Source organism: Microbacterium phycohabitans, from assembly GCF_032464935.1.
Classification (GTDB): domain Bacteria; phylum Actinomycetota; class Actinomycetes; order Actinomycetales; family Microbacteriaceae; genus Microbacterium; species Microbacterium phycohabitans.
Genome location: NZ_JAWDIT010000001.1, coordinates 671638 through 696015, shown reverse-complemented (window position 1 = coordinate 696015; position 24378 = coordinate 671638). Strand labels below are relative to the sequence as shown.

Here is a 24378-nt window from a genome sequence, read left to right as displayed (position 1 = left end):
CATGAGCACCGTGACTGCCGCGGAGACTGGCAAGATCCAGCCCCGCCTCAAGCAGAAGTACAACGCCGAGATCAAGAAGGCGCTGCAGGACGAGTTCGGCTACGAGAACGTCATGCAGATCCCCGGCCTGGTCAAGGTCGTCGTGAACACCGGTGTCGGCGAGGCCGCTCGCGACAGCAAGGTGATCGATGGTGCGGTCGACGACCTCACCAAGATCACCGGTCAGAAGCCCGTCGTCACCAAGGCCCGCAAGTCCATCGCGCAGTTCAAGCTGCGTGAGGGCCAGGCCATCGGCGCGCACGTCACCCTCCGCGGCGACCGTGCGTGGGAGTTCATCGACCGCCTCGTCAACCTCGCCCTGCCCCGCATCCGCGACTTCCGCGGTCTGTCGGCCAAGCAGTTCGACGGCAACGGCAACTACACCTTCGGTCTCCAGGAGCAGTCCGTGTTCCACGAGATCGATCAGGACCGCATCGACCGCGTGCGTGGTTTCGACATCACCATCGTCACCACCGCCAAGACCGACGACGAAGGCCGCTCGCTGCTCCGCCAGCTCGGCTTCCCCTTCCAGTCGGCCGACCAGCAGGCCTGACGCCTCGGGCCCCCGGGGTTTCCGGGGGCCCGTCATCGAAGGTCGGCTGTCGCGTAACGGCAGCCGAAACCTCATGAAAGAAAGAAGCAACACATGACGATGACAGACCCGGTCGCAGACATGCTGACCCGTCTGCGCAACGCGAACTCGGCGCACCACGACTCCGTGTCGATGCCGAGCTCGAAGCTCAAGACCAACATCGCCGCCATCCTCAAGCAGGAGGGTTACATCGCCGACTGGAGCGTCGAAGACGCGCGCGTCGGCCAGACCCTCAACATGACGCTGAAGTACGGCCCGAACCGCGAGCGGTCGATCGCCGGCATCAAGCGCGTCTCGAAGCCCGGCCTCCGCGTGTACGCGAAGTCGACCGAGGTCCCCACGGTCCTCGGCGGGCTCGGCGTCGCCATCCTGTCCACCTCCTCCGGTCTCCTCACCGACCGTCAGGCCGAGCAGAAGGGCGTCGGCGGGGAAGTCCTCGCCTACGTGTGGTGATCTGACATGTCGCGTATTGGACGTCTTCCCATCGACATCCCCGCCGGTGTCACCGTCTCGGTGAACGGCCGGGAGGTCAACGTCAAGGGCCCGAAGGGCGAGCTCGCGCTCACCATCGCACAGCCCCTCGAGGTGTCGGTCGAGGAGAACCAGGTTCTCGTCACCCGCCCCGACGACGAGCGCGAGTCGCGGTCGCTCCACGGCCTGACCCGCACGCTCATCAACAACAACATCATCGGTGTCACCCAGGGCTACACCAAGGGCCTCGAGGTCGTCGGAACGGGTTACCGCGTGGCGCAGAAGGGCAGCTCGATCGAGTTCGCCCTGGGCTTCTCGCACCCCGTGCTCATCGACCCGCCCGCCGGCATCACCCTCACGGTCGAAGGCAACAACAAGGTCACCGTGAGTGGCATCGACAAGCAGGCCGTCGGCGAGGCCGCCGCCAACATCCGCAAGATCCGCAAGCCCGAGCCCTACAAGGGCAAGGGTGTGCGGTACGCGGGCGAGGTCGTGCGTCGCAAGGCCGGAAAGAGTGGTAAGTGACCATGGCTGTCAAGACAAAGTCTGTCGCTCGTGCTCGTCGTCACGCGCGCCTTCGCAAGAAGGTCGTCGGCACCGAGCTGCGCCCCCGTCTCGTCGTGACGCGCTCCGCGCGCCACGTGTTCGTCCAGGTCGTGGACGACAGCAAGGGCCACACCGTGGCCTCCGCCTCGACCCTCGAAACCGACCTGCGCGGCTTCGACGGTGACAAGACCGCCAAGGCCCGCAAGGTCGGCGAGCTCGTCGCCGAGCGTGCCAAGGCCGTGGGCGTCTCCGACGTCGTGTTCGACCGTGGCGGCAACCGCTACGCCGGCCGCGTCGCCGCGATCGCCGACGGAGCTCGCGAAGGAGGGCTGAACCTGTGAGTGACAACAAGGAGACCGAAGTGACCGAGCAGACTGCACCGGCAGAGGGTGCGGCTGCGGCCACGGCCCCCGCCGAGCGCGAGCGCGAGCCCCGTCGCGGTGGTCGCGAGCGCAACACCAACCAGCGCGACCGTGGTTCGCGCGACCGCAACGAGAGCCAGTTCCTCGAGCGCGTCGTGACGATCAACCGCGTGTCGAAGGTCGTCAAGGGCGGTCGTCGCTTCAGCTTCACGGCGCTCGTCGTCGTGGGTGACGGCAACGGCGTCGTGGGCGTCGGTTACGGCAAGGCCCGCGAAGTCCCCCTCGCCATCTCGAAGGGTGTCGAAGAGGCCAAGCGCAACTTCTTCCGCGTCCCGCGCTCGGGCTCGACCATCCCGCACCCCGTCCAGGGTGAGGCCGCCGCCGGTGTGGTGCTCCTGCGCCCCGCCGCCGCCGGTACCGGTGTTATCGCCGGTGGTCCCGTCCGCGCCGTCCTCGAGTGCGCCGGCATCCACGATGTCCTCTCGAAGTCGCTCGGTTCGTCGAACACGATCAACATCGTGCACGCGACCGTCGAGGCTCTGAAGTCGCTCGAAGAGCCCCGCGCCGTGGCCGCTCGCCGTGGCCTGGAGTTCGACCAGGTCGCCCCGGCCCGCCTCGTGCGCGCCGAGGCCGCCGCTCAGAAGGTAGGTGCCTGATGGCCGAGCGTCTGAAGGTCACGCAGATCAAGTCCAAGGTGAGCGAGAAGCAGAACCAGCGTGACACGCTGCGTTCGCTCGGTCTCAAGCGGATCGGCGACTCGGTCGTCCGTCCCGACGACGCGCAGACGCGCGGATACGTCAAGACCGTCGCCCACCTCGTCAAGGTTGAGGAGATCGACTAATGGCTGCCAAGAAGGACGAGACCGCCACGGTCGACGCCCCGAAGAAGGCAACGGCCGGTAAGACGGCCGCCAAGAAGGAAGCCCCCGCGGCGCGCCCCGGCGTGCTCAAGGTCCACCACCTGCGTCCCGTCCCGGGTGCTCGCACCGCCAAGACCCGTGTCGGTCGCGGTGAGGGCTCGAAGGGTAAGACGGCCGGTCGCGGTACCAAGGGAACCAAGGCCCGTTACCAGGTCAAGGTCGGCTTCGAGGGTGGGCAGATGCCGCTGCACATGCGCACCCCGAAGCTCCGCGGCTTCAAGAACCCGTTCCGCGTCGAGTACCAGGTCGTGAACCTGGAGAAGCTCGCCGAGCTCTACCCGCAGGGTGGCGACGTGACCGTCGCCGACCTCGTGGCCAAGGGCGCCGTCCGCAAGAACGAGAAGGTCAAGGTGCTCGGCACCGGCGACATCTCGGTCGCGCTGACCGTTTCGGTCGACAAGGTCTCCGGCTCCGCTGAGCAGAAGATCGTCGCCGCAGGCGGCTCCGTCAACTGACGCCCGACCCCGGAGGGGCCGGCGGCCTTACGGCCGTCGGCCCCTTCTGGGTTAGTCTGATTTGGTGTGCGCCCCGTCGCGCGCCGAGATCGTTCTGGAGGATTCTCCCTTGTTCAGCGCCATCGCGCGGGTTTTCCGCACGCCCGACCTGAGGCGGAAGATCGCCTTCACGCTGGGCATCATCGCCATCTACCGGCTGGGTGCCCACGTGCCGACGCCCTTCGTCGACTTCCCCAACGTCCAGCAGTGTCTGAACCAGTCGGGCGGCACCGAGGGTCTGCTCTCCCTCGTCAACCTGTTCTCCGGCGGCGCGCTGCTGCAGCTGTCGATCTTCGCGCTCGGCGTGATGCCCTACATCACGGCCACCATCATCGTGCAGCTGCTGCGCGTGGTGATCCCCCACTTCGAGACCCTGTACAAAGAGGGCCAGGCCGGTCAGGCCAAGCTCACCCAGTACACCCGCTACCTGACGATCGCGTTGGCGCTGCTGCAGTCGACCACCCTCGTCACCGTGGCCCGCTCGGGCCAGCTCTTCGGCTCCGCCGGCGTGCCCGAGTGCCAGCAGCTGCTGACCAACGACATCTGGTGGGCGCAGCTGCTCATGATCATCACCATGACCGCCGGTACCGGCCTGGTCATGTGGTTCGCCGAGCTCGTCACCGAGCGCGGTGTCGGCAACGGCATGTCGATCCTCATCTTCACCTCGATCGCCGCCACCTTCCCCGGCGCGATGATCTCGATCCTCAACGCCCGCGGTGTCGAGGTCTTCCTCCTCGTGCTCGCGGTGAGCATCGTCATCGTGGCGCTCGTCGTCTTCGTCGAGCAGTCCCAGCGCCGCATCCCGGTGCAGTACGCCAAGCGCATGGTGGGTCGTCGTACCTACGGTGGTACGAACACGTACATCCCCATCAAGGTCAACATGGCCGGTGTCGTCCCCGTCATCTTCGCCTCGTCGCTGCTGTACATCCCCGCGCTCATCGCGCAGTTCAACCAGCCGCAGGCGGGCCAGGAGCCGGCGCCGTGGGTGACGTGGATCTCGCAGTACCTCACGCGCGGTGACCACCCGCTCTACATGCTGATCTACTTCCTCCTGATCATCGGGTTCGCCTACTTCTACGTCGCCATCACGTTCAACCCCGTCGACGTCGCCGACAACATGAAGAAGTACGGCGGGTTCATCCCCGGCATCCGTGCGGGTCGCCCCACGGCGGAGTACCTGGACTACGTCCTGACCCGCATCACGCTGCCGGGCTCGATCTACCTCGGCCTCATCGCCCTGCTGCCCCTCGTGGCGCTCGCGACGGTCGGTGCCAACCAGAACTTCCCCTTCGGCGGGGCCTCGATCCTCATCATCGTGGGCGTCGGTCTCGAGACGGTGAAGCAGATCGACGCGCAACTCCAGCAGCGTCACTACGAAGGGCTGCTGCGATGACCGCGCGTCTTCTGATCGTCGGACCTCAGGGATCCGGAAAAGGAACGCAGGGCGTCCGTGTCGGCGAAGCCCTCGGCATCCCCGTCGTCTCGACGGGCGACGTCTTCCGTGCCAACGTCAAGGACGGCACCGAGCTCGGCCTCCAGGTGAAGTCGATCATCGACGCGGGGGACCTCGTACCCGATGAGCTCACGAGCGCGGTCGTGCGCGACCGTCTCGCCCAGCCGGACGCCGCGGAGGGCTTCCTCCTCGACGGGTACCCGCGCAACCTCGCGCAGGTGATGCACCTGGACGAGTTCCTCGAGGGTCGCGACGAGTCGCTCGACGCCGTCATCGCCCTCGTCGTGCCGCGTGAGGAGTCGCTGTCGCGGCTCACCGCCCGGGCCGCGGAGCAGGGCCGTGCCGACGACACCGAAGAGGCCATCGCCACCCGTCTGGGCATCTACGAGCGCGAGACCGCGCCGATCCTCGAGGTGTACGGCACCCGCGGGATCGTCGACGAGATCGACGGCGTCGGCAGCCTCGACGAGGTCACCGCGCGCATCTACGCGGCGCTCGACGCCCGCGGCATCTCGGCTCGTTGACGTGGGACTGCGTTCCTCGATCTACAAGAAGCCGGCGCAGCTGCGATCGATGATCGAGCCGGGCCTGATCACGGCCGACGCTCTCGCGGCGGTCCGCCGGCTCATCGAGCCCGGCGTCACCACGCTGCAGCTCGATGCGGAAGCCGCCCGTCTGATCGGGGAGCGCGGCGCGAAGTCGAACTTCCAGATGGTGCGCGGCTATCGGCACACCATCTGCGCCTCGGTCAACGAGCAGGTGGTGCACGGCATCCCGAACGATCGTCCGCTCCAGGCGGGAGACATCCTCTCCATCGACGCCGGAGCGGAGTTCCAGGGGTGGAACGGCGACTCGGCGTTCACCGTCATCGTGCCCGGTGACGCGCCGGAAGAGCTGGTCGCGCCTCGTCGCCGACTCTCGGAGGTGACGGAGGGCTCGCTGTGGGCGGGTATCGCCGCACTGAGCCGTGCGTCGCACCTCGGTGAGGTCGGGGCTGCGATCCAGGGCTACATCGACGAGCACGCGCCTGCGGGCGGTTACGGCATCCTGCGCGACTACGTCGGGCACGGGATCGGCCGCAAGATGCACGAGTCGCCGAGCATCTTCAACTACGCCGTCGCCGACCGCGGTCCGGAGGTCCGTCCGGGCCTGGCGGTCGCGATCGAGCCGATGGTCGTCATCGGCGATCAGGAGACCCTGGTCGAGGACGACGGGTGGACCGTCTCCACCGTCGACGGCACCGAGGGCTCCCACTGGGAACATAGCGTCGCCGTGCATGATGGGGGCATCTGGGTCCTCACCGCTCACGACGGCGGTGCCGAGAAGCTGGCGCCGTTCGGTGTGGTGCCGAAGGAGATCGATTGATGATGATGGCCGCGGTGCGCAAGTCCACGAACTGGTTCGCGATCGGCATCACGGCGGCGGTCGTCGTGGTCGTGCTGATCGTGGGCGGTGTGGTCTGGTTCGCCAACAGCCAGGCGACCTCGCCCGGGACGCTTCCGCAGTCCTCCTCGGTGAACACCGACACCGGTGCGATCGCGGTGGGGACGGGGGAGAAGACGGTCGACACCTACGTCGACTTCATGTGCCCCGTCTGCAACTCGTTCGAGCAGGCCTACGGTCCCACGCTGCAGCAGCTCGTGGACGACGGGACGATCACCTTGAACATCCACCCGATCGCGATCCTCGACCGCCTCTCGCAGGGCACGCAGTACTCCACCCGCTCGGCGAACGCCGCGTACTGCGTTGCCGTGGACGACCCGGCCAACGTCTCCGCCTTCGTGAAGGAGATGTACGCGCAGCAGCCCAAGGAGAACACCTCGGGCCTCGATGACGCGACCCTCGCCTCGATCGCGACGACAGCCGGAGCCTCGGATGCCGTGGCATCCTGCATCTCCGACGGGACGTACACGAAGTTCGTCACCGCGATGACGCAGAAGACTCCGGTGCAGCCCGGCCAGAGCGGGGTCGCGACCCCGACGATCGCGGTGAACGGCACCGTTCTGTCGAACCAGAACGACCTGACCGGAGACCCGCAGAAGGACATCGTCGCCCGTCTCGACGGCTGACGCGGCGCCCCGCGAGTTGCCGGGGCGGGTATTACCACGTATGCTTGATCTTTGGTGCGTTGCGCCTTCCTTGGCGTGTCGAAGCACCGAATCCCCATCCACCGCAGACCGGCCGGTCTGCAACTGAGCGTGAGCGAGTTTATGGCGAAGAAAGACGGTGTCATCGAGATCGAGGGCACGGTGTCCGAGGCACTGCCCAACGCGATGTTCCGTGTCGAACTGACGAACGGTCACAAGGTGCTCGCCACCATTTCGGGCAAGATGCGGCAGAACTACATCCGCATCATCCCGGAGGACCGCGTCGTCGTCGAGCTGAGCCCCTACGACCTCACCCGCGGTCGTATCGTCTACCGCTACCGCTGAGCCCGGCCGAGAAGTAACGAGCCGCATCCGCGGATTCGAAGACAGCGAAACAGGAACATCATGAAGGTCAACCCCTCCGTCAAGCCCATCTGCGATCACTGCAAGGTGATCCGCCGCCACGGGCGCGTGATGGTGATCTGCAAGAGCAACCCGCGCCACAAGCAGCGCCAGGGCTGAGCTCCTCCGAGCTCTCGACTCTTTCCAACTGAATACACACCGGCAGGATCAGATCCCGTCCGCGACAGCGGGCGGGGGACACCTCGGGGCGGAGGCCCGAGCACCGATCCTGCTCCACACCTCCACGACACTCTGAGGAGAGCCGCATGGCACGTCTCGCCGGCGTCGACATCCCGCGCGACAAGCGCGTGGTGATCGCACTTACTTACATCTACGGCGTGGGTCGCACCCGCTCCGTCGAGATCCTGAACGCCACTGGCATCAGCCAGGAGATCCGCGTCAAGGACCTCACCGACGACCAGCTGGTCGCACTGCGCGACCACATCGAAGGCACCTACAAGGTGGAGGGTGACCTCCGTCGCGAGGTCGCCGCCGACATCCGCCGCAAGGTCGAGATCGGTTCCTACGAGGGCCTGCGCCACCGCCGCGGCCTCCCGGTGCGCGGTCAGCGCACGAAGACGAACGCGCGTACCCGCAAGGGCCCCAAGCGCACCGTCGCCGGCAAGAAGAAGGCGCGCTAAGCCGCGGGCTGAGCGTCAGGATTCAGGAGAACGCACATGGCACAGGCCAAGTCCGCCGCGCGCAAGCCGCGCCGCAAAGAGAAGAAGAACATCGCCGTGGGTCAGGCCCACATCAAGTCGACGTTCAACAACACCATCGTTTCGATCACCGACCCCTCGGGTGCCGTCATCAGCTGGGCCTCGTCCGGCGGTGTCGGGTTCAAGGGCTCGCGCAAGTCGACGCCGTACGCCGCAGGCATGGCCGCGGAGTCGGCCGCTCGCCAGGCGCAGGAGCACGGCGTCAAGAAGGTCGACGTCTTCGTGAAGGGTCCGGGTTCGGGTCGTGAGACCGCGATCCGCTCGCTGACCGCTGCGGGTCTCGAGGTCGGTTCGATCCAGGACGTGACGCCGCAGGCCCACAACGGCTGCCGTCCGCCCAAGCGTCGCCGCGTCTGACGCGTTCGTTCCCGGGGAGTGCTCGTCGCTCCCCGGGAATGCCGCGCTCACGCGCGATTCAGACTTCCGGATGCCGAGGCCCGCGGTCGTGGGCCCCTCGGCATCCCGCGAGTACAACTCAACACCTCACCCCATTACACGTGTCATATAGCGGGCACGTGATCGAAAGGAACACATAGTGCTCATCGCACAGCGTCCCACTCTGACCGAGGAGAAGATCGGGGAGTTCCGCAGCCGTTTCGTCATCGAGCCGCTGGAGCCCGGTTTCGGTTACACGATCGGCAACGCGCTGCGTCGCAGCCTCTTGTCGTCGATCCCCGGCGCGGCCGTCACGAGCATCCGCATCGACGGCGTCCTGCACGAGTTCAGCACCATCCCGGGCGTGAAGGAAGACGTCACCGAGATCATCCTGAACATCAAGCAGCTGGTCGTCTCGAGCGAGCGCGACGAGCCCATCACGGCGTACCTGCGCAAGACCGGCGCCGGCGAGGTCACCGCGGCCGACATCTCCGCTCCGGCGGGTGTCGAGGTGCACAACCCCGAGCTGGTCATCGCGACGCTCAACGACACGGCGAAGTTCGAGCTCGAGCTCACCATCGAGCGTGGCCGTGGCTACGTCTCGGCGACCCAGAACCGCAACGAGTACGCCGAGGCCGGTCAGATCCCGATCGACTCGATCTACTCGCCGGTCCTGAAGGTCAGCTACCGCGTCGACGCCACCCGTGCCGGCGAGCGTACCGACTTCGACAAGCTCGTCCTCGACGTCGAGTCCAAGGCCTCCATCGCCCCGCGCGATGCCGTCGCCTCGGCCGGCCGCACCCTCACCGAGCTGTTCGGCCTCGCCCGCGAGCTGAACGTCGAGGCCGAGGGCATCGAGATCGGCCCCGCGCCGGTCGAGACCGTCCTCTCGAACGAGCTGTCGATGCCGATCGAAGACCTCGACCTGTCGGTCCGCTCGTACAACTGCCTCAAGCGCGAGGGCATCAACACCGTTTCGGAGCTGGTCGCCCTTTCCGAGACGCAGCTGATGAACATCCGCAACTTCGGTCAGAAGTCGGTCGACGAGGTGCGCGACAAGCTCACCTCCCTCGGCCTTTCGCTGAAGGACTCGGTGCCCGGCTTCGACGGCGCCCAGTTCTACAGCGGCTACGACGAAGAGACCGTCTGACCCCGTCGGACCCGACCGAACCTTTCCCTGGAGTAACACGACATGCCCAAGCCCACGAAGGGTCCCCGCCTCGGAGGCGGCCCGGCCCACGAGCGTCTGCTTCTCGCGAACCTCGCGGCAGCTCTCTACACGCACAAGTCCATCAAGACGACCGAGACGAAGGCCAAGCGCCTGCGTCCGCTCGCCGAGCGCCTCATCACCTTCGCCAAGCGCGGCGACCTGCACGCGCGTCGTCGCGTGCTGAGCGTGATCGGCGACAAAGAGGTCGTTCACACCCTCTTCACCGAGATCGCGCCCCTGGTGGCCGAGCGTGACGGCGGCTACACCCGCATCACCAAGGTCGGCAACCGCAAGGGCGACAACGCCCCCATGGCCGTGATCGAGCTCGTCCTCGAGCCCGTCGCCAAGAAGGCGTCGACCAAGGCCGCTGCGGCTCCCGCCGCTGCCGCCCCGGCCGCTGAGGAGCCTGCTGCGGAAGAGCCCGCCGCCGAGGAGACCTCCACCGACGAGGCCGCCGACGCCGGCGCCGAGTCGCCCGAGGAAGGCGCGGCCGCCGAGGCCGCCGCCGACGACGCCGTCCAGGACGACGCCAAGGCCTGAGCCTCCCGCTCGCACGGAGCCCTCACCCTCACGGGTGGGGGCTCCGTCGTTTCGCCCTCGCCCTTCGGTGGGGGCGCCGTCGTCTCGCCCTCACCCTCTCGGGTGGGGGCTTCGTCGTTTCGCCCTCGCCCTCACGGGTGGGGACGTCGTCGTTTCCGCGGCCCTCGCGCTCGTAGGCTGGGAGGGTGCGCATACGTCTCGACATCGCCTACGACGGCACGCATTTCCGAGGGTGGGCGCGCCAGCCTCGCTTGAGGACGGTCCAGGGCGACCTCGAAGCGGCCTTGGAACGGATCATCGGAGGCTCACCGCGTCTCGTCGTGGCCGGTCGCACCGACGCGGGAGTGCACGCCTCCGGCCAGGTGGCCCACCTCGACCTGGACGCCGATCAGATCGCGCGTCTGCCGCGACGACGTCGCGACAATGACGAGGCTGACGCGGTCGCCGCGCTGGCTGGTCGCATCCGCGGTGTGCTGGGCGCGTATTCCGACGTGACGGTGCGTCGCACGTCTCTTGCGCCGGAAGGCTTCGACGCCCGGTTCTCGGCGGTGTGGCGTCGGTACACCTATCGGCTGGCCGACGCGGCGACGGGCTACGACCCGCTCGATCGCACGCGGACGACGACGGTTCGCAGCGCCCTCGACGTCGTGGCGATGGATGCCGCCGCCAACCGCCTCATCGGACTCCACGACTTCGCCGCCTACTGCAAGGCCCGGGAAGAGGCGACGACCATTCGCACCCTGCTCGAGTACGACTGGCACCGTGGCGACGACGGCGTCCTCGTGGCGAACGTGCGTGCCGACGCCTTCTGCCACAGCATGGTGCGGGCGCTCGTCGGCGCGTGCGTCGCCGTGGGGGAGGGACGGATCGAGATCGACGATGTCGTGGCCATCCGCGACGCTCGCCTGCGGATCCCCGAGACGAAGGTCCTGGCGGCCCGTGGGCTCGTGCTCGCCGAGGTCGGATATCCCGCCGACGAGCTCCTCGCGGCCCGAGCCGAGCAGACGCGGAACCGACGGGATGCCGACGACTCGGCATCCTGAATCGACCTCACCGCGCATGTGCAACCCCTCGGCAACCGCATCAGAGGGAGTCGTAGGCTGACTGCGCCATGAAGGTCATCTCGTACAACCTCAACAAGCACCGCGCGGCGGGGGAACTCGTCGCGCTCGTCGAGCAGCACGAGATCGACGTGCTCTGCCTGCAGGAATGCGACTCCACGGACATCCCTGACCGGATCGGCGGTCTGCGGTTGGCCGACGCCACGCAGCGCAACCGTCTCGGGCTCGCGCTGTACTACCGCGAGAACACGTTCCGTGCCGAGGAGGTCCGGGCGATCGCGTTGAAGAAGTCGCTGCACGATTACGTGCTGAAGCCCGCCGAGGAGCGCATGCTCGGCGTGCGGCTTCGCGACATCGACCACGGACGTGACGTCATCGTCGCTTCCTTCCATGCCGCGCCGTTGACCGCGCTCAACTCGCTCCGTCGTCACCAGATCCGGACGGCGCTGACCGAACTGCAGAACCTCGGCCCGGGGTTGCCCGCGTTGATGGTCGGCGACTACAACTACCCCGTCTTCAAGGAGAACCTCGGGCAGAAGGTTCGCGACCAGGGGTACGAACTGACGCTGAGCGACACGCGGACCTACACGCGATACCGCTTCTTCCGCGGACACTACGACTTCGCGACGTCGGTGGGGTTCGACATCGCCCACATCAAGACGCTGCCCCAGGGACAGAGCGACCATCTGCCGATCCTGATCACCGCCGAGGTCGCATCGGCCCGGACCGGCGTCCTCGACTGAGCGCGCGGGAACGACGAAGTGGGGGCCGTCCGAGGACGGCCCCCACCTCGTGGGTCGAGCAGGTCAGTCGTGGGAGGCGCGGCGGCGACGGACGACGGCACCGATGCCGACGGCGGAACCGCCGACGAGGAGGGCGGCACCCGTCAGCCACAGGCCGGCCGTGCTGCCCGCGTCGAAACCGGTGACGGCGAGACCGCCCTGCGCCGGGGCGCTCGGGGCGCCGACCGGGGTGATGGTGACGCTGGAGTGGAGGACGACGCCGCTGCGCACGCCGGTGAAGGTGAGCGTGTAGACGCCCTTGGCGTTCGCCGGGAAGTGCACCTGCGCGCGGAGGTTGCCTCCGACGGCTTTGGTTCGCAGCGAGTCGTTGGTCTCGGAAGCGATCGACGCGAGGGTGATGCCCTTCGCTGCGACGCCGGTCACCGAGATGGCGATGTCTTCGTCGCCGTCGAAGATCGGGCGGTGGGTCGTGAACGTCGCGGTGCCGTTGGGAGCGACCGTCGACGGCGTCACCGAGACCGCGGAGGGGTCGGTGTAGGCGTTGGCGGCCGTGGGGGTCAGCAACGCGGCCGCGGCGAGCGAGAGCGCCGCGACGGCCCGGATGATCGTGGTCTTCATGGTGTGCCCCATCTGCTTGGCGTGGTCGAGCCGGTGATCGAAGCGGACGGCGCCGCTCCATGGGGGAGTCTTCCGGAGGAGGCGGACGCGGTGCGGTGTGTCCCGGTGCCTTTCACGCCGGTCGCCTCCGGACTTCACCCGGAGTCCGCGACCGGTAGCGCTCATCCAGCGGACGGACACGCTCCCGCCTCCGGTTTCTCCCGCGGATCCCGCGTCGGCGTGGCGAGGACGTCGAGGTGGGGGGTCATCGGCATCCGGAGGTCGAGATCCAGGACTCCGGCGTGCCCGGGGGAGAGGCGCACGGACCACTTCACGACCGTCCGGCCGTCGTGCGTGCCGCCCGCGAAGCCCGGGGTCACGTCGCCGTCGGACGACGTGCGCCGGTCGACGACCTCGGCTCCCGGCGGAAGGTAGACGTAGACGCCGGTCAGCGCGTCACCGGGAGGGATGCCGTACTCGCCCCCGCCGGTCACGTAGGGCGGCAGCGTCGAGGGATCGGGTGCGTCGTTCCGCAGGCTCACGCGGAGGGTCGCCAAGCCGTCGGCGCACCACCCGATCGCGACGCGCGGGTGGAGATAGTAATCCATCTTCGAGCCGGTGCCGTCGTTGAGATAGACGCCGATCGTGGTGCGGGTGTCATCGGACACGGGCAGGGCGCCCTGGAGCGTGGACCCGTCCAGAACGGCCTGGTCTGCGGCATCCGCGTTCCATACCAGGAGGCGGCGTTCGGCGCCTGCTTGCGTCAGCGCCTGGATGAGAGCGGTGGAGTCACCGCGTCCCGCCGAGAGTGCGGTGAAGACCGCGGCGGAAGCGCTCTGGAAGAAAACATCCTGCTCGTGGGGGTCGGCGAAGCGGCGGTAGACCTCGTCGAGCAGCAGGGGGACGGCGTTCGCGCTGTCCATGACATCGCCCGTGGGCAGCGTGACGGGACCCGTCGCCCGCAGCAGGTACGACAACGCCACCGGATCCAGCGCGACCACCGCGTCGACCTCGTCGCCGTGCGTGCGCCGCCACATCTCCCGGGCGATCGCGGCGCCGACGGCGAAGTCGGGTACCTGGGTGGTGTTCTGCAGGTATCGGGCCGGCCGCGTGTCGAAGACGCCGCGGACATCGTCGGCGAGGGGGAGGACCGGCTCGTCGGCGAAAGCGGCGAGGTCGGCGCTGGACGCCTGGGCGACGAGCGCGAGGCGGCCGGATTCGGCGTTCACCTCGGCCACCGCACCGACCACCCCACCCAGGGAGCGCCACTCGGCGTTGTTCTGGAACAGCAGGAGTGTGGAGCGGCGGCCGTCGACGCCGAGCATTCGGGGGAGGAGAGTCGTCGTGCGCTCGAGCGCATCGGCGGCGCCGGCCGCATGATCCAGCGAGTCGACGGTCGAGGAGACGGCCGTGGCGAGTGCTCCCAGGAGCGGGGCACGGTCGATCGCGGCGATGGCGTCGGCGGCCGTCCGCAGGCGCGCGGCGGCGTCGGCGGCGGCGGGACGCGCGGCGGCGATCCGCGCCACGTCGATGGCGCCGTCCGGGGTGCGCAGAGCGCCCGGCGCCAGAACGGCGGCGGCAGCGCCGAGGGGGCGGACGGCCGTGGATGCCGCGTCGTCCACCGAGGCGGCGACGATTCTGACCGCGGCCAGCTGCGGTCCGATCCAGGGCAGGATCTCGGCCGCCCTCCAGGCGGGGTCGTCGGTGAGGCCGCGCGCGGCGGAGGTGTCGGTCGCAGCCGCTCCGAGGCGCTCGATCGCCCCGGCCGGATCGGAGACATCGGTCGTCGCGGAGTCGACCGTCGTTTGCGCCGATCGCAGGTGCTGCACGGCTGATGCGCCCCGCAGCCCGATCCAGGCGGTCCAGCCGATGCCGACGAGGAACACGGCGAGCACCACCGCCGCGAAGACGGTGGACGCACGATGCGGAGGGGCGGGAGAGGACGAGCGCTGCACGCGCACACCTTAGGCGTCCGGCGGCGGCCGCCCCTCCCCGGGCACCTACACTGAAGGGAACGATCCGGGGGAGGACGAATGGGGCTCGCAACGAGGCGCGGCAGGCTCATCGGCGTCGCGACGCTGCTGGCCACGGGTGCGATCGCTCTCGCCGGATGCGGTGCTCCTCCGTGGGCGCAGGGCGGCGGACAGCAGACGGCTGCGGCTTCGCCGACGGCCACGACGAGCGCGGCTCCGCAGCCGGTGCGCAACGACCTCTCCAGCGGCTCGACACAGCGGCCCTTGACCGCGGGCGCCGTCAGCGCCACGGTCGACTATTGGTCGACGCTGTCGATGGACCGCTGGACGCCGACGGCGTTGAAGCCCGTCAGCCTGTCGATGGTGACCACGGTGTCTCCTGACGACGGACAGAAGGTCTACCTGCAGCGGGCGACCATGACGGCCGTCCCGGGCAACGCGTCGCAGTCGTTCTCACCCCTGGCGGCGCAGAGCGACCAGACCGACGCCCCGGGATACCTGGTGCTGGCGCCGTACAGCTATTCGCAGACGTTCAATGTCGGCGAGGTGCCGGCAGAAGCGACATTCGTCACCCTGCAGTTCACCTTCGAGTTCTTGGTCCAGACCACCCCGACGTCGAACGAATTCGCCAAGCAGACGGCCAGCGACACGCTCACCGTCGCGATCGCCGGCGGTGGCGACACCGACTCCGCAGGCTGATCAGGCGCGAACGCGCTGCCAGCGATCGCCCCCCTGCCGAGTCGCTTCGTCGGCGGCGCGGTCGGCCTCGGCGATGAGGGTCGACAACTCGAAGTCGCCCGTTTCCGCGGGCACCCATCCCACGCTCGCGGAGAGCTGGATGCCGACGTACGACGAGCCGTCGAGTTCGGTGATGCGTCGCAGCACGGTGCGCACCTGCTCGCGGAGCACGGAGTCCGGTCGTGCGAGGACGACGACCACCCGGCCCCGCGTCTCGCGGCCGAGATCGGCCTCGGCGGGGAACGTGTCGGCGACGACCCTCTCGAAGTCCTCGACGAGGCGCGTCCAGGCGTTCTCGCCCGCTGCGCTGCGCAGGTGCTGGGGATCGTCGAGACGGACGGTCAGGACCGCCCACGACTCCTCACGGGCACGCGCCGCGCGTCGCAGACGATCGGACGCGGTGACGACGAAGTGGGGCCACGCGGACGCCGCCCGCCGCCCGCTGGGCGACACCGAGGTGAAGTACAGCAACGACACCGTCGCGCAGACGAGGAAGACCAGCATCGCCAGACCGTTGAGCACGCGCGGGAGGGCGAGATCGCCGATGCTCGCGGGGGCCGAGAGGCCGGAGATGAGGATGCCGGCGCCGAGGGCGACGAAGGCCGCGGAGACGACGGCGAGGGGGAGGGCCATGCGCTCGAGCCGATCAGCGGCGTGCCGCATCTCTGCGAGCGTCAGGCCGGCGAAGACCGCCGCGGCGAGGAACGCGAGTCGGAACGCGAGACCGTAGGCGCTGATGTCGACCACGGACACGAAGACCACCGCCGTGACGACGGCCTGCAGGACGCCGATCCACGGCAGCGCCGCCACGCCGCGTCGCGCGCGGAACCCCGACCAGATCAGAGCCGGTGCGCCCAGCATGAGGCCCAGACCGGCCCGACGCACCGTCTCGTCGTCCAGGATCGCACCGGTCACCGAGACCCAGGTGCTGGTCATCGCCAGGACGAAGGCCAGCGACCACAGCAGCGCGGACCGGGAGGGGCGGTGCAGGAACCCGAGACCGATGATCATGACGGTGCCGAGCGTCGCCACCGTCGCCTGCGCGAGGCCCAGGTTGGACAGGACGTCGTCGGGCATCACGCCGCGTCGACCTCGGCGCGCACGGGGAGGACGACGGTCACGGTGGTGCCGACGCCCAGTTCGCTGTCGAGGAAGAGCGAGCCTCCCTGCTCTTCGACGATGGTGCGGATGATCCCCATTCCCAGACCCGTGCCCGGGGTGGGACTGTCTCGCACGCTCTGCGCGCGGAAGTACGGGTCGAAGACGCGGGCGAGGTCGTCGGGGTGGATGCCGATCCCGGTGTCGGCGAAGCGCAGGATGACGTCGTCGGGCGACGTCTCGCCCGAGATGCGGATGGTTCCGCCGGCTGGGGTGTATTTGATGGCGTTGCTGAGGATGTTGTCGAAAGCCTGACGCAGACGGAAGGCGTCGCCGACGACCTCCGCCGAGGGGGGCAGTTCGTCGATCACGTTGACGCGACGCGCCCCGGCCGCGGGGCGGAACGACGCGAGGGACGACGCGATGATGCGGCTCGCGTCCGCGGTGGCCGGCGCGCTCTGGTCTTTGAACACGCCCCGCGAGTTGGCGAGGATCTCCGAGATGAGCGTCTGCATACGTTCTCCGGCCCCGGCGATGACCTCGAGCTGATCGCGTACCTTCGGCGACAGGCCCGGGTCGTCGAGGGCGAGATCGGCGTGTCCGATGATCGCGGTGAGCGGGTTGCGCAGCTCGTGCGAGACCGTGGCCGCGAGGCGTTCGCGTGCCCGCTCCGACTCGATCAGCGCCGTGATGTCGTGGACGATCAGGAGGGTGCTCTCCGCCTCGTCGGAGGAGATCAGGCGACGGGTCGAGACCGACAGGGCGTGCCAATCCCCGTGGGTGTCGAAGAGCCAGACCCTCTCGTCGTCGAACTGCTCGCCGCGGGCGGCGCGGGCGAACGGCCGCTCGGATTCCGGCAGGGGTTCGCCGCGGAGGTTCGCGTATTCGACGGCACCTCCGGGACGCTGGGGCTCGTCGCGCTCCACGCCGTACAGGTCGACGTAGGTGTCGTTCAGAGCGAGCACCTCGCCGTCGGCAGAGAGGCGGGCGATGCCGGTGTCGAGACCGTTGAGCATCTGCGAGACGCGGCGTTCCTGGCCGGAGACCCGCTGCAGTGTGCCCTGGAGCCGGCTCGCCTGACGGCGCAGGAGCTGCTTGAACGCTCTCGTCTGCCGGGCGGAGAGGAACGACGTGATCGCGATGAACGTCAGCGACAGCAGGACGACGATCAGGCGGAGTGCCGTGACGGGTCCGGAGGCGTTCACCGTCGCGTCGACGACGATCAGCGTGCCGACCGCGCCGAGGGCGGAGACGAGGTGGGCGAGGGCGAAGTGAGTGGCGATCCAGATGATGGGGAAGACCCAGAAGAACCCGAATCGGAGGTCGGTTCCGAAGCTCAGCAACCCGATGCCGACGATGTCTCCGAAGGGGACCGCCGCCACCGCCGAGCGGGGGAGCCGATGCCAGGGAACGACGATCGCGACCGCGGTGAGGGCGATCACCACGCCCACTCCGGACGAGAACGACCACAGCGAGAACAGGGACGGCTCGAGGGCCTGGACGAGGAGGACGGTGATGACGACGCTCGCGCCGAGCACGAGTTGGAGCAACCAGACCGAGCGCGTGCGGCTGCTGGGGCTCGCACCGTCTTCGTCCTGCGCGCCTCCGGCGACAACCGCCGGGGGGACGCTCCTCGCGGATGCCATGTCATCGAGTGTATAGAGAGTGGTGTAATGTTCAGCGCGCCATCCTGTCTCTGCTCGCCGCGCGTGAACAAGCGTCACGACGCCCGGTCAGACTCCCCCTGAGGCCTGCATCCCGCAGCGTGATGGTCGTTTATCGACCTCTGCGCGTTCTCGCGCTGATCCTCAGGAGATTCCCGTGAGCGTGACCTCTCGCCGCCGTGCGCGCGCGACCGTCGTGGCCCTCGCCCTCGCCGTTGCTCTTCCCTCGACGTTGACCGGCTGCACTCAGGTCGCCGACCTGTTCAACGCGCTGCCCGGTCAGGCGGGCGGGGCGAACGGCCAGTCCGTCGTCGTCGCCACCCCCGAGCCCGCCGTGTCGTCCTCGTCCATGCCGTTCGATTCCCAGTTCACCTACGACGGGTCGGTCTCGTTGACCTCCGAGGTGGCCGACGGTCTCGAAGTGCGGCTGGACGTCTGGGCCGACAACCCCAAGCGCACGATGGAATGGACGTCGACGAACGAGAAGCAGTTCGGGTTCGCCATCAACGTCGTCGACAAGAGGGTCGACGAGAAGGCGGTGCTCACCCAGAAGCGTCGCGTGTACCTGTCATCCGTGTCGATCTCGTCGCAGACGGCGCAGACGAACGGTCAGGTCTCGAACCCGTTCCAGTTCAGCGCCGATCCCCGCACGCTCGTGCCCTCCGACACGCTGCGCTCCGACCGCGGTCTGCTCCTGAACAGTTTCCAGGGGGGTCTGCTGGTCCCCACGACGTCCATCCGGCAGCTGCCGAACGACACCTACGGCATCACCCTCGAATTCGCGCTGAATGTGGCCGTCGAAGGCACCGCCAACACCGACTCGTCGTTCTCGCAGCAGACCGTGTACCAGTACCTCCCGATCGCGATCTTCGCCGACCAGGGCCAGGGCACTGCCGCCGACTCGACGGGCACGACCTCGGGTACCGGGCGCGCGCCCGGCTGGGGGCAGACCACCGGCTCGAACTGACGTCGGCGGCGGCCGGAGCCTCAGTCGTCGGAGAGCTCCTGCCGGGGGCGCGGACGATGGCTCTCCATGAGCAGCGACAGATCGTCGACGTCGCGGATGAGATAGTGCTCGAAAGCGAGGTCGGGGACGTCGTCGTAATCGATTCCCGGCATCCGGGCGGCGAAGGCGCGACGCACCGCCTTCTCGAGATCGGCCGTGTCGAGGAGCGCCGGAGCAACGGCGAAGACCGTGTCGCGCACCGGCATCCCGCACACGACGTCGTCGACCGCGTCGTCGAGGGCCGCCGCCACCGTGCGCAGCATCGTCTCCGCCCGTTCGGCGCTGTGAGCGGCGCGGATCAGGTCGATCTCGGGCACACGGACGATGGTGGCCCGAACCAGCGCGGATCCAGCGAGCAACTGCACGGTCCCGCGGCGCAGTGACCCCCGGTCGTGCGCCCGCGTGCCGGGCGCCGGCGCGTCGTCGAGCTGGCGTCCCAGGCGCACCACCGCGAGCGAGACGACGGCGATGGCGACGGCGCTGACGGCCGCGGTCGCCTCGGCCGACACGGGTCCGCCGCCGAGGAGCGCTCCCGGTCCGACGACGGCCACGACCACGAGCCGGGCGAGGTTGTAGGCGGCGTAGGCGCCCAGCGTCCAGGCCAGGACGCGCGCGCCGGACAGGGCGCCGAGCGGGCGGCGGGCCAGCTCGAGAGCGCTCAAGGCGCCGTAGACGGTGAGACCGGCCGTCTTCAGCAGCGTCGCGTCCTCGAGGGGGATCAGGAAGGTGAAGCCCAGCATCAGCACGGCACCGGCCGCGGTACTCACCGCTCCGATCGCGCGGCGGCGATTCAATCGGCGTGCTCCCGCCCACATGAGGCCGACGGCGACGAGATTGGTGGCGTTGCCGACCGCCGCCGCCGTGTCGCCGCCCCCGGCCGTCTCGAGGACGTTCATCGTCCCGCACAGCAGGGCCGCGATCGCCGCCACCCCGAAGTAGCGCACCATGTCCGCGCGCTGGCCGCCCCGGTCGTCGTCCGGTCGACCGTGTGTGAGGAAGAGCATGGTGAGGGCGAGGCCCGCCGCGACGATGGATGCCAGCAGCGCGAGGAAGATCACGAGGCGCGTCTCCTTCGGGATCCGCCGCAAATCTTGAGGAAATCTTGCGGGGACGGTGGTCGTGTGCAGTGGTCGCGTTGCGGTGAACCTACCAGAGTAGGACTCGGCTGATCCGCCGATACACCGACAGGAAGACACCGCCATGACCGATGCGCGAAGCTTCACCCCCACCGCCCGGGATTTCCACCTCCAGCAGGGTGAGCTGGCGGCGTCGACGTCGGCGGAGGAACACGGGTTCGCGGATGACTTCGCCGCCGTCCTCGAGCACACGTCGGTGCACCGTTCGACGATCGGGTGCGTCATCCCCGCCTACAACGAGGAGGAGTCGATCGCCGACGTGATCGAGGCCCTGCTCGCACAGACGCGCGTCCCCGATGTCATCCACGTCGTCGTCAACAACACCTCGGACGCCACGGTCAAGATCGCCTCCGAGTACAGCGGGCCGCACGAGCTGCAGACCGAACTGGGCGAGCAGTTCACCGAGGTGTTCGTGCACGACATCGGTAAGAACCCCGACAAGAAGGTCGGCGCGCTCAACTACGGGTACTCCCTCGTCGAGGGGTACGACTACCTCCTCGGCGTCGACGGCGACACCATCGCCGACTCCAAGGCGGTCGAATACCTCGAGACCGAGGCCGTGTCGGACTCGCGCATCGGGGGTATCTCGGCGATCTACACGATCGACGACAAGCCGATCAAGGGCGTCATCGCCCGCTTCCTTACCGCCGGACAGCGCACGCAGTTCGCCGCGTTCAACCTCCAGAACATGCTGCGCGGCCGCAACATGGCGGTGCTCGGCGGACAGTTCTCGATCTTCTCGACGAACGCCCTGCGCGACGCCATGAAGCAGAACCACCAGTCGACGCCCTGGGTGAAGGACTCCGAAGTGGAGGACTCGCTCCTCTCGCTGCAGATCAAGAGCGCCGGCTACCTCACCAAGATCAGCCCGTACGCACGGGCCGACGTGGGCGGCATGACGACCCTGTCGGGCTACGACGCCCAGCAGGTCAAGTGGACCTACGGCGCGATCGAGCTCATGTGGCCGGGGCAGCGCGGTGACACGAAGGGTCAGCCGTTCCACCCCAACCTGCGACTGCGCTGGTTCGAGAACTTCGGCATGTTGACCAACCTGTTCGTGCGCGTCGCGTTCCTCACGCTGCTCGCGGGGTCGCTGTCGATCGGCGCCTTCGTGTTCTCGCCCGTGTGGCTGATCCCGCCGGTGATCGCCATGCTGCTGAACCTGCGCATCGCGCGGACCATGAAGAACTGCAACCGCAGCGATGTGTTGTTCGCCGTGCTGTTCTTCCCCGCCGAGTTGTTCATGTGGATCCGCATCAGCCACTTCGTGCGTTCGTGGACCCGCTTCCTCTCACGCAAGAAGGTCGACAACTGGGCGATGCAGGCCAAGGCGGAGCGCGGTGGCGGGCTCGGCCACTGGACCCCCATGGTCGTCCTGATCGCCGTGGCCATCGCCCTCGCGGTCATCTGGGTCATGGTCGGCCCGATGGTGCAGTCCTCGATCCTGTGGATCGGCTGGCCCATCGTCGGTGTGGTCACCGTGCTGCAGACCCTCCTGATGTTCTCCAAGCTCGTTCGTCGCCAGCACGGCTTCAAGGTCTGACGAACACACGATCTGATCGCGCCCGAACGCATCAGAGACACGGATGCCTCGGCCCTGGGGAGGGTCGAGGCATCCGTTATTCGCATCCGGCTCAGGGCGCGGCGAGCAGCTCCGAGGTCAAGCGGTATCCGACGCCGCGCACGGTCTCGATGTAGCGCGGGTTGGCCGGGTTGTCGCCGAGTTTGCGGCGCAGGTTGGTCATGTGCGCCTCGATCGCCCTCTTGTCGGCCTCGCCGACGAAGTAGCTCGTGACATAGGACTCCCCGCGCAGGACAAGCGTGAGATCGGCCTTGCTGCGCACGCGGCGCTTGGACTCCATGAGGGTCGCCAGCAGGTCGAACTCGGTGCGCGTGAGCTCCAGCTCCTCGCCGCCGACGCGCACGAGGCGGCTGTCGGGGTCGAGTTGAAGGTCGCGGTGCGCGATCCACGCCCCTCCGGTGGGGGTGAGGTCGCCGGCGGCGGGACGGGGCACGAGCTCCGTCCGCGAGGCGTGAGCCTGCGCTTCCGTGCGGGGTTCCGGCCCCTGCGACGACGGCACGATCACTGCGGCGCTCGGTGCCGCGGCGGGGGCCGGGGGAGCGGATGCCTCGGGGCGGGGGTTCGGGAACGAGGGGCCGACACTGTCTTGCCGGGGCGCAGCGGGCGCGTTGGGCTCTCCGCCGCGGGGGCGCCGGAGCAAAGCCTCGATGCGCGCCCGCAGTTCGCGCGGTCGGAACGGCTTGACCACGTACTCGTCGGCACCGGCTCCGAGTCCGAGCACGACGTCGGCCTCCTCCTCGAGGCCGGTCAGCATGATGATGTACGTGTCGCTCTGCTGGCGGATGCGGCGGGCCGCTTCGAACCCGTCGATGCCGGGCATGTTGACGTCGAGGGTGGTGATCAACGGCTGGTAGGCGAGCACGGCGCGGACGCCGTCGATGCCGTTGCCGACCGACACGGTCGAGAACCCGGCGGACTCGAGCACTTCGACGAGGAGATGACGGATGTCGGGGTCGTCTTCGACGATGACCGCGGTCTTCAGCAACTCGGAGCTGTCGCTCATTTCACCCACTCTTCCGGCTTCGCACGAGATCGTGCCCGCGTACTCCCCCGAGACACGGCGTCGCGAAGCGACGAGCGCAATCTTGACACACTTCCCGACGTTGGCGACCGTCGGGCTTCGCGCGCCGCGGACTGCGGGGTGCGGGGTCAGCGCTGTTCGCGGGTCAGCTCGACGGCTGCCGACGGCCACCATGTGCCGGCGGTGGGCCCGCCGTTGCACTCGCCGTCGCTCTCTCCGGGCGGTTTGATCCACAGATTGGTGTCGACGACACCATCGCCGAACGAGCCCGTGGGACTGCCGACGAGGCGGCCGGCCGGGTTGCACCACTCGGATCCGGCGGGTCCCGCACCGTTGCGGGAGGTGTCGATGACGGCGTGCGTCCCGCCCAGTTCGTCGGAGAGGGCGTGGGCGTAGTCGAACTCGGCCGCCGTGTCCTGGTAGTTCGAGACGTTGAGCGCGATGCCGCGCACGTCGGGCAGGACTCCGGTCGCGCGGATGAGGTCCGCCATCTCCGCGACCGGATGCCACGACGAGTGGCCCCCGTCGATGTAGATCCAGGTATCGGTCCCGCGGATGTTGTCGACGGCGTCCTTGAGGTAACCGGCGCGGTCGGAGGGCGATCCGCACGTCGACGACAGGGCGATGCTGTCGGGTTCGAGGATGACGATCTTCTGGATGTCGGACGCGTTGCCGAGGGCGTCTCCGATGCGCTGCGTCCAGGCGCGGTAGGAGTCCGGGTCCAGTCCGCCGGCGGAGTGGTTGCCGCAATCGCGATCGGGGAGACCGTAGATCGCGATGGACAGGGCGGCATCCTGATCCCGGGCCTCGGCGGCGAGATGCGCGACGCGGTCCCACACCTCGTCGACGGGGTCGATCTCGGGAGTGAGCCAATACGTGGTCGGCTGGGAGGCGAGCCACTGCGCGGCGGCCTGTTCCTCGGCGTCGCCGGCGGCGGCGTCGGCCGCCTGGGCGGCCTTCGACTCGTCGGGCGCGACGATGCGCGTGTCCACAGCGGGCGGTCGCGCGGAGAGCGTCTGGAAGAGGGTCGTGACGAGGTTGCCGACGACGGCGATCACGGCGATGACGGCGACGGCCGCGACCACGGCGAGCACCACCAGCACGGCGCGGGGGACCCGGCGCCGGGTGCGGGTGGAGCGCGGAAGTCGGGGCACGCTGAGCACTCTAGTTGAGGTGTGAGAGAAGCTGCGGAGCAGTAGTTAACCTGTCGGAGCGCGGTACGCTGTCAACGTGGGAAAACTGGTTTACAACACCCTGGGTCATTCGTTCGATATCGAGGATCGGACTCTCTCCCACCTGCGCATGGTCTTCATGAACAAGCTGCGTCGCGGCGAGCCTTTCATGTTCCATTTCCCGCTCGGCGACGGCAGCGGAACCCGGAGCCTGTGGATCTCGCCGTCGATCCCGCTGGTTTTCCACTTCTACGGCAGTCGCGCGCCTCAGCTGAATCGTCGGTGGATCGACGACCTCATGAACGAGGCGAGTTCGCCCAGCGGTCTCAGCATCACGACCGAGCCCGACCCCGAGGCCGTCGCGTCGTCCTGACGCCG

At 68.5% G+C, this 24378-nt stretch carries 30 protein-coding genes; 23 read left to right on the top strand and 7 right to left on the bottom strand.

Annotated elements, in window-relative coordinates:
• Position 1: 1 nt before the first annotated feature.
• The 19 genes from rplE to RWH44_RS03240 all read left to right on the top strand — a co-directional run bounded on the left by rplE (position 2) and on the right by RWH44_RS03240 (position 12013).
• Entirely contained in the window at positions 2–592 is a 591-nt protein-coding gene (rplE, locus tag RWH44_RS03330; protein ID WP_076673711.1) for a 50S ribosomal protein L5, read from the top strand.
• Positions 593–685: 93 nt separating this feature from the next.
• On the top strand, positions 686–1084 hold the full coding sequence (gene rpsH, locus RWH44_RS03325; RefSeq protein ID WP_013584002.1) for a 30S ribosomal protein S8: 399 nt from the start codon (positions 686–688) through the stop codon (positions 1082–1084).
• A 6-nt stretch (positions 1085–1090) separates the two neighbouring features.
• Positions 1091–1627 carry a 50S ribosomal protein L6 gene (rplF, locus tag RWH44_RS03320; RefSeq protein ID WP_076673713.1) on the top strand — a complete coding sequence of 179 codons (537 nt, stop codon included), beginning with the start codon at positions 1091–1093 and terminating at the stop codon, positions 1625–1627.
• A gap of 2 nt (positions 1628–1629) precedes the next feature.
• The gene (gene rplR, locus RWH44_RS03315; RefSeq protein ID WP_043361012.1) at positions 1630–1989 is read left to right on the top strand and encodes a 50S ribosomal protein L18; all 360 of its coding nucleotides are present in this window, start codon (positions 1630–1632) and stop codon (positions 1987–1989) included.
• Positions 1986–2666: a 30S ribosomal protein S5 gene (gene rpsE, locus RWH44_RS03310; RefSeq protein ID WP_013583999.1), complete on the top strand. Its 681-nt coding sequence runs from the start codon at positions 1986–1988 to the stop codon at positions 2664–2666. The genes rplR and rpsE overlap by 4 nt, the downstream gene beginning before the upstream one ends.
• Positions 2666–2851: a 50S ribosomal protein L30 gene (rpmD, locus tag RWH44_RS03305; protein ID WP_013583998.1), complete on the top strand. Its 186-nt coding sequence runs from the start codon at positions 2666–2668 to the stop codon at positions 2849–2851. Before rpsE ends, rpmD begins: the two co-directional genes overlap by 1 nt.
• Entirely contained in the window at positions 2851–3384 is a 534-nt protein-coding gene (gene rplO, locus RWH44_RS03300) for a 50S ribosomal protein L15 (RefSeq protein ID WP_298871132.1), read from the top strand. The genes rpmD and rplO overlap by 1 nt, the downstream gene beginning before the upstream one ends.
• 109 nt (positions 3385–3493) lie before the next feature.
• Entirely contained in the window at positions 3494–4816 is a 1323-nt protein-coding gene (gene secY, locus RWH44_RS03295; RefSeq protein ID WP_076673717.1) for a preprotein translocase subunit SecY, read from the top strand.
• The gene (locus tag RWH44_RS03290) at positions 4813–5400 is read left to right on the top strand and encodes an adenylate kinase (protein ID WP_298871134.1); all 588 of its coding nucleotides are present in this window, start codon (positions 4813–4815) and stop codon (positions 5398–5400) included. The genes secY and RWH44_RS03290 overlap by 4 nt, the downstream gene beginning before the upstream one ends.
• Position 5401: 1 nt before the next feature.
• The gene (gene map, locus RWH44_RS03285) at positions 5402–6241 is read left to right on the top strand and encodes a type I methionyl aminopeptidase (protein WP_298871137.1); all 840 of its coding nucleotides are present in this window, start codon (positions 5402–5404) and stop codon (positions 6239–6241) included.
• The gene (locus tag RWH44_RS03280; protein ID WP_316003464.1) at positions 6241–6945 is read left to right on the top strand and encodes a DsbA family protein; all 705 of its coding nucleotides are present in this window, start codon (positions 6241–6243) and stop codon (positions 6943–6945) included. Before map ends, RWH44_RS03280 begins: the two co-directional genes overlap by 1 nt.
• A 141-nt stretch (positions 6946–7086) precedes the next feature.
• A complete protein-coding gene (gene infA / locus RWH44_RS03275) occupies positions 7087–7308 on the top strand; it encodes a translation initiation factor IF-1 (protein WP_013583992.1) in 222 nt (73 codons plus the stop codon).
• Between the two features lie 60 nt (positions 7309–7368).
• The gene (rpmJ, locus tag RWH44_RS03270) at positions 7369–7485 is read left to right on the top strand and encodes a 50S ribosomal protein L36 (RefSeq protein ID WP_005050492.1); all 117 of its coding nucleotides are present in this window, start codon (positions 7369–7371) and stop codon (positions 7483–7485) included.
• 146 nt (positions 7486–7631) lie between these two features.
• Positions 7632–8006 carry a 30S ribosomal protein S13 gene (gene rpsM / locus RWH44_RS03265; RefSeq protein WP_076673723.1) on the top strand — a complete coding sequence of 125 codons (375 nt, stop codon included), beginning with the start codon at positions 7632–7634 and terminating at the stop codon, positions 8004–8006.
• 36 nt (positions 8007–8042) lie between these two features.
• Positions 8043–8441 (top strand): 30S ribosomal protein S11, encoded by a 399-nt coding sequence (gene rpsK / locus RWH44_RS03260; protein ID WP_013583990.1) that lies wholly within the window; start codon positions 8043–8045, stop codon positions 8439–8441.
• Positions 8442–8619: 178 nt separating this feature from the next.
• The gene (locus RWH44_RS03255; protein WP_058230893.1) at positions 8620–9609 is read left to right on the top strand and encodes a DNA-directed RNA polymerase subunit alpha; all 990 of its coding nucleotides are present in this window, start codon (positions 8620–8622) and stop codon (positions 9607–9609) included.
• Between the two features lie 42 nt (positions 9610–9651).
• On the top strand, positions 9652–10209 hold the full coding sequence (rplQ, locus tag RWH44_RS03250; RefSeq protein WP_316003463.1) for a 50S ribosomal protein L17: 558 nt from the start codon (positions 9652–9654) through the stop codon (positions 10207–10209).
• A gap of 185 nt (positions 10210–10394) precedes the next feature.
• Positions 10395–11252, top strand: coding sequence for a tRNA pseudouridine(38-40) synthase TruA (gene truA / locus RWH44_RS03245; RefSeq protein ID WP_298871153.1), 858 nt, complete (start codon positions 10395–10397; stop codon positions 11250–11252).
• A 68-nt stretch (positions 11253–11320) separates the two neighbouring features.
• Positions 11321–12013 carry an endonuclease/exonuclease/phosphatase family protein gene (locus tag RWH44_RS03240; RefSeq protein ID WP_298871156.1) on the top strand — a complete coding sequence of 231 codons (693 nt, stop codon included), beginning with the start codon at positions 11321–11323 and terminating at the stop codon, positions 12011–12013.
• A gap of 63 nt (positions 12014–12076) precedes the next feature.
• On the opposite strand, the gene RWH44_RS03235 is transcribed toward RWH44_RS03240, so the two are convergent.
• Together RWH44_RS03235 and RWH44_RS03230 are read right to left on the bottom strand one after the other, a co-directional pair.
• On the bottom strand, positions 12077–12631 hold the full coding sequence (locus RWH44_RS03235) for a cytochrome c-type biogenesis protein (RefSeq protein WP_316003462.1): 555 nt from the start codon (positions 12629–12631) through the stop codon (positions 12077–12079).
• 161 nt (positions 12632–12792) lie between these two features.
• A complete protein-coding gene (locus tag RWH44_RS03230) occupies positions 12793–14565 on the bottom strand; it encodes a DUF4012 domain-containing protein (RefSeq protein WP_316003461.1) in 1773 nt (590 codons plus the stop codon).
• Between the two features lie 78 nt (positions 14566–14643).
• On the opposite strand from RWH44_RS03230, the gene RWH44_RS03225 reads away from it, so the two are divergent.
• Entirely contained in the window at positions 14644–15282 is a 639-nt protein-coding gene (locus RWH44_RS03225) for a hypothetical protein (protein WP_316003460.1), read from the top strand.
• On the opposite strand, the gene RWH44_RS03220 is transcribed toward RWH44_RS03225, so the two are convergent.
• Complete coding sequence (locus RWH44_RS03220) at positions 15283–16398, bottom strand: hypothetical protein (RefSeq protein ID WP_316003459.1); 1116 nt, start codon at positions 16396–16398, stop codon at positions 15283–15285.
• Complete coding sequence (locus RWH44_RS03215; RefSeq protein ID WP_316003458.1) at positions 16398–18065, bottom strand: sensor histidine kinase; 1668 nt, start codon at positions 18063–18065, stop codon at positions 16398–16400. Before RWH44_RS03215 ends, RWH44_RS03220 begins: the two co-directional genes overlap by 1 nt.
• A gap of 175 nt (positions 18066–18240) precedes the next feature.
• Here RWH44_RS03215 and RWH44_RS03210 point away from each other — a divergent pair, with 175 nt between their 5' ends.
• Positions 18241–19050: a fructose 1,6-bisphosphatase gene (locus tag RWH44_RS03210; RefSeq protein WP_316003457.1), complete on the top strand. Its 810-nt coding sequence runs from the start codon at positions 18241–18243 to the stop codon at positions 19048–19050.
• Positions 19051–19070: 20 nt separating this feature from the next.
• Here the strand turns inward: RWH44_RS03210 and RWH44_RS03205 are convergent, their stop codons facing one another.
• Positions 19071–20147, bottom strand: coding sequence for a hypothetical protein (locus RWH44_RS03205; protein WP_316003456.1), 1077 nt, complete (start codon positions 20145–20147; stop codon positions 19071–19073).
• 142 nt (positions 20148–20289) lie between these two features.
• Here RWH44_RS03205 and RWH44_RS03200 point away from each other — a divergent pair, with 142 nt between their 5' ends.
• Entirely contained in the window at positions 20290–21768 is a 1479-nt protein-coding gene (locus RWH44_RS03200; RefSeq protein ID WP_316003455.1) for a glycosyltransferase family 2 protein, read from the top strand.
• Positions 21769–21859: 91 nt separating this feature from the next.
• On the opposite strand, the gene RWH44_RS03195 is transcribed toward RWH44_RS03200, so the two are convergent.
• Both RWH44_RS03195 and RWH44_RS03190 read right to left on the bottom strand, forming a co-directional pair.
• Complete coding sequence (locus tag RWH44_RS03195) at positions 21860–22810, bottom strand: response regulator transcription factor (RefSeq protein WP_316003454.1); 951 nt, start codon at positions 22808–22810, stop codon at positions 21860–21862.
• Positions 22811–22956: 146 nt separating this feature from the next.
• Positions 22957–23982: a glycoside hydrolase family 6 protein gene (locus tag RWH44_RS03190; RefSeq protein ID WP_316003453.1), complete on the bottom strand. Its 1026-nt coding sequence runs from the start codon at positions 23980–23982 to the stop codon at positions 22957–22959.
• 76 nt (positions 23983–24058) lie between these two features.
• Between RWH44_RS03190 and RWH44_RS03185 the strand changes: the two genes are divergently transcribed.
• Positions 24059–24373 carry a DUF7882 family protein gene (locus tag RWH44_RS03185; protein ID WP_316003452.1) on the top strand — a complete coding sequence of 105 codons (315 nt, stop codon included), beginning with the start codon at positions 24059–24061 and terminating at the stop codon, positions 24371–24373.
• The last annotated feature ends 5 nt before the right edge of the window (positions 24374–24378 follow it).

Coding starts and splice junctions, on each gene's coding strand:
- RWH44_RS03280 (WP_316003464.1), top strand. CDS start 6,241: ATGATGATGGCCGCGGTGCGCAAGTCCACGAACTGGTTCGCGATCGGC.
- RWH44_RS03225 (WP_316003460.1), top strand. CDS start 14,644: ATGGGGCTCGCAACGAGGCGCGGCAGGCTCATCGGCGTCGCGACGCTG.
- RWH44_RS03195 (WP_316003454.1), bottom strand. CDS start 22,810: ATGAGCGACAGCTCCGAGTTGCTGAAGACCGCGGTCATCGTCGAAGAC.
- rpmD (WP_013583998.1), top strand. CDS start 2,666: ATGGCCGAGCGTCTGAAGGTCACGCAGATCAAGTCCAAGGTGAGCGAG.
- rplR (WP_043361012.1), top strand. CDS start 1,630: ATGGCTGTCAAGACAAAGTCTGTCGCTCGTGCTCGTCGTCACGCGCGC.
- RWH44_RS03200 (WP_316003455.1), top strand. CDS start 20,290: ATGACCGATGCGCGAAGCTTCACCCCCACCGCCCGGGATTTCCACCTC.
- rplE (WP_076673711.1), top strand. CDS start 2: ATGAGCACCGTGACTGCCGCGGAGACTGGCAAGATCCAGCCCCGCCTC.
- rpsM (WP_076673723.1), top strand. CDS start 7,632: ATGGCACGTCTCGCCGGCGTCGACATCCCGCGCGACAAGCGCGTGGTG.
- RWH44_RS03220 (WP_316003459.1), bottom strand. CDS start 16,398: ATGCCCGACGACGTCCTGTCCAACCTGGGCCTCGCGCAGGCGACGGTG.
- rplF (WP_076673713.1), top strand. CDS start 1,091: ATGTCGCGTATTGGACGTCTTCCCATCGACATCCCCGCCGGTGTCACC.
- rpsK (WP_013583990.1), top strand. CDS start 8,043: ATGGCACAGGCCAAGTCCGCCGCGCGCAAGCCGCGCCGCAAAGAGAAG.
- rpsH (WP_013584002.1), top strand. CDS start 686: ATGACGATGACAGACCCGGTCGCAGACATGCTGACCCGTCTGCGCAAC.
- rplQ (WP_316003463.1), top strand. CDS start 9,652: ATGCCCAAGCCCACGAAGGGTCCCCGCCTCGGAGGCGGCCCGGCCCAC.
- RWH44_RS03240 (WP_298871156.1), top strand. CDS start 11,321: ATGAAGGTCATCTCGTACAACCTCAACAAGCACCGCGCGGCGGGGGAA.
- RWH44_RS03215 (WP_316003458.1), bottom strand. CDS start 18,065: ATGGCATCCGCGAGGAGCGTCCCCCCGGCGGTTGTCGCCGGAGGCGCG.
- rpmJ (WP_005050492.1), top strand. CDS start 7,369: ATGAAGGTCAACCCCTCCGTCAAGCCCATCTGCGATCACTGCAAGGTG.
- rplO (WP_298871132.1), top strand. CDS start 2,851: ATGGCTGCCAAGAAGGACGAGACCGCCACGGTCGACGCCCCGAAGAAG.
- infA (WP_013583992.1), top strand. CDS start 7,087: ATGGCGAAGAAAGACGGTGTCATCGAGATCGAGGGCACGGTGTCCGAG.
- RWH44_RS03290 (WP_298871134.1), top strand. CDS start 4,813: ATGACCGCGCGTCTTCTGATCGTCGGACCTCAGGGATCCGGAAAAGGA.
- RWH44_RS03235 (WP_316003462.1), bottom strand. CDS start 12,631: ATGAAGACCACGATCATCCGGGCCGTCGCGGCGCTCTCGCTCGCCGCG.